We start from the raw sequence: 2,528 nt of genomic DNA, 5'->3' as shown, positions 1-2,528 counted from the left end.
TTGAGATACTGCGAGGCGACCAGCGGCAGCAGCGGGCCGGTGCCGGTGAAGGCGATGCGGCGGCCGATGCCGCAGCCCTGGTATTTCTAACGCCACCTGCGCCGCGCCCAGGCTGTAGGCGCCGGGCAGCGTCCAGCCCGGGATCGGCAGGGATCCGGTCGGTGGCGCCGGTGGCCAGGATCAGGTGGCTGTAGGGCAGCCTCTCCGCCCGGCCGTCGCGCAGCAGGTCCAGCGCCCCGGCCTCGATGTTCCAGACCAGGGTGTTCGGCCGGTGGTCGATGGCGAGCCCGTCGATGGTCCGGTGCAGCGCCTCGGCCTTGGCTGCCTCGGTGCCGTAGAGGGTTCTCGTGTCGCGGGTGAAGCCGTCCGGCTGGCGGCGATAGATCTGGCCGCCGCCCTTCGGCGCCTCGTCGACCACCACCGGCCGCAGCCCGGCCGCTGCCAGGGCCTGGGCGGCGCGGATGCCGGCCGGACCGGCGCCGACGATGACCGGCCGGATCTCGCCGCTCATGCCGCCTCTCCCGGGCCGGTCACCAGCCGCATGCCCTCGGCGATGGCGGTGGAACAGGCGCGGAAGCGCTGCCCGTCCTCGGTCGCCACCCAGCAATCCTGGCAGGCGCCCATCAGGCAGAAGCCGGCGCGGGGGCCGCCACTGAACTCCGATCGCCGCAGCCGGTCGGCCGTGGTCAGGATCGCGGTCAGCACCGTGTCGCCGGCCAGGGCGGTGGCGGGCCGCCCGTCGAGGCGGAAGCGGATCTCGGGCCGGCCGGTCTCGGCCAGGCGGGTCAGGATGGGCATCGGGGGGATCCGGTCACTGGCGGCCGACCAGGATGCGGTCGAGGCCGTAGATGCGGTCGAGCACGACCATGGCGACGGCGGTGACGGCGACCATCAGGGCCGAGACGGCGGCCATCATCGGGTCGATCGATTCCGTCGCGTACATGTACATCCGCACCGGCAGGGTGACGGTGGCGGGGGAGGTGACGAAGATCGACATCGTCAGCTCGTCGAAGCTGTTGATGAAGGCCAGCAGCCAGCCGCCGGCGACGCCGGGCAGGATCATCGGCAGGGTGATGCGGCGGAACACGGTGAAGGCGCCGGCCCCGAGCGACGCCGCCGCCTGCTCGGTCGACCGGTCGAAGCCGACCAGGGCGGCGATCACCAGCCGCAGCGCATAGGGCGTGATCACCACGCTGTGGGCCAGCACCAGCCAGAAGAAGCTGCCGGCGGCGCCGAGCTGCGAGAACAGCTGCAGCAGTGCCACGCCCAGCACCAGATGCGGGATCAGCAGCGGCGACAGGAACAGCGCGTTCAGCGCGTCGCGGCCGCGGAAGGCGTAGCGGGTGGTGGCGATGCCGGCCGGCACGGCGATCGCGGTCGACAGCGTCGCCGACAGGGTCGCCAGGCCCAGGCTGTTCCAGAAAGACTGCAGGAAGTCCGGATGGTGGAACACCGCGTCGAACCAGCGCAGCGAGGCGCCGGCGGTCGGCAGGCTCAGCGTGTTCTCCGGCGTGAAGGCGACCAGGCAGACGATCGCCAGCGGCGCCAGCATGAAGATCACGACCAGCGCGTGGAAGACCAGGGCGAGGGGGCCGTTGCGGGACATCGGCGCCTCACCCGAGGCTCTTCCGGTACCGTCCTTCGACGATCCGGTTGTAGCCGAGCATGATGGCCAGGTTGGCGACCAGCAGGATCACCGCGATGGCGGCGCCCAGGGGCCAGTTCAGCGAGTTCAGGTATTCGTCGTAGACCACGGTCGCGACCATCTTCAGCCGCCGCCCGCCCAGCAGGCCGGGGATGGCGAAGGAGCTGGCGGCGAGGCCGAACACGATCAGGCTGCCGGACAGGAGGCCGGGCAGGATCTGCGGCAGCACCACCCGGCGCAGCACGGTGGCGGGCGACGCGCCCAGCGACAGCGCGGCCTGCTCGGTCGCCGGGTCCAGCTTCTGCAGCGAGGTCCAGACCGGGATGACCATGAAGGGCAGCATGATGTGGACCAGCGCCACCACCACCGCCGTCTCGGTGTAGAGCAGCCGGACGCGGCCGAGGCCCAGCGCCTGGGTCGCCTCGTTCACCAGCCCGGTCGGGCCCAGCAGCATGCTCCAGCCGAAGGCGCGGACAACGACCGAGACCAAGAGCGGCGCCAGCACCACCAGCAGGAAGATCGACCGCCAGGGGCTGCGCATCCGGCTCAGCACATAGGCTTCGGGCGCGCCGACGACGATGCAGATCAGCGTGGTCAGGGCTGCCAGGCGGAAGGTGCGCAGGAAGATCTCGTAATAGTATGGATCGGTGAGCACCGTCAGGTACTGGCCGAGGGTCAGCGCGTCCTGCACCCCGGTGGTGTGGTCGTAGACGCGGAAGGACAGGATCAGGGTCAGCCAGCAGCGGCGCCAGCACCAGCCCGGCGAACAGGATCGTCGCCGGCAACGCCATCGCCGCCGGGGCCAGGCGGCCTTCCGACGCCGCGGCGCTCATCGCCCGGCCTCCGCCGCCTCGGCGTCGCGCAGCACGCGGACCATCTCCGG

Annotated in this window: 4 protein-coding genes; all 4 read right to left on the bottom strand. The window is 71.5% G+C overall.

Features of this window, described 5'->3' with window-relative positions; translation table 11 throughout:
• The coding region (locus P409_RS31670; protein ID WP_238578819.1) for an FAD-dependent oxidoreductase at positions 1 to 511 on the bottom strand (511 nt) is incomplete at its 3' end.
• Complete coding sequence (locus P409_RS31665; protein WP_034847929.1) at positions 508 to 798, bottom strand: (2Fe-2S)-binding protein; 291 nt, start codon at positions 796 to 798, stop codon at positions 508 to 510. The genes P409_RS31665 and P409_RS31670, both read right to left, overlap by 4 nt.
• A 13-nt stretch (positions 799 to 811) precedes the next feature.
• The gene (locus tag P409_RS31660; RefSeq protein ID WP_034847927.1) at positions 812 to 1,606 is read right to left on the bottom strand and encodes an ABC transporter permease; all 795 of its coding nucleotides are present in this window, start codon (positions 1,604 to 1,606) and stop codon (positions 812 to 814) included.
• Positions 1,607 to 1,613: 7 nt separating this feature from the next.
• Entirely contained in the window at positions 1,614 to 2,336 is a 723-nt protein-coding gene (locus P409_RS31655) for an ABC transporter permease (RefSeq protein ID WP_238578818.1), read from the bottom strand.
• Positions 2,337 to 2,528 lie beyond the last annotated feature (192 nt).

This window comes from Inquilinus limosus MP06, from assembly GCF_000767795.1.
In the GTDB taxonomy this organism is placed as follows: Bacteria; Pseudomonadota; Alphaproteobacteria; order DSM-16000; family Inquilinaceae; genus Inquilinus; species Inquilinus limosus_E.
The sequence above is the reverse complement of the archived record's forward strand: the minus strand, read 5'-3'. Positions and strand labels throughout refer to the sequence as shown.

Coding starts and splice junctions, on each gene's coding strand:
- P409_RS31665 (WP_034847929.1), bottom strand. CDS start 798: ATGCCCATCCTGACCCGCCTGGCCGAGACCGGCCGGCCCGAGATCCGC.
- P409_RS31660 (WP_034847927.1), bottom strand. CDS start 1,606: ATGTCCCGCAACGGCCCCCTCGCCCTGGTCTTCCACGCGCTGGTCGTG.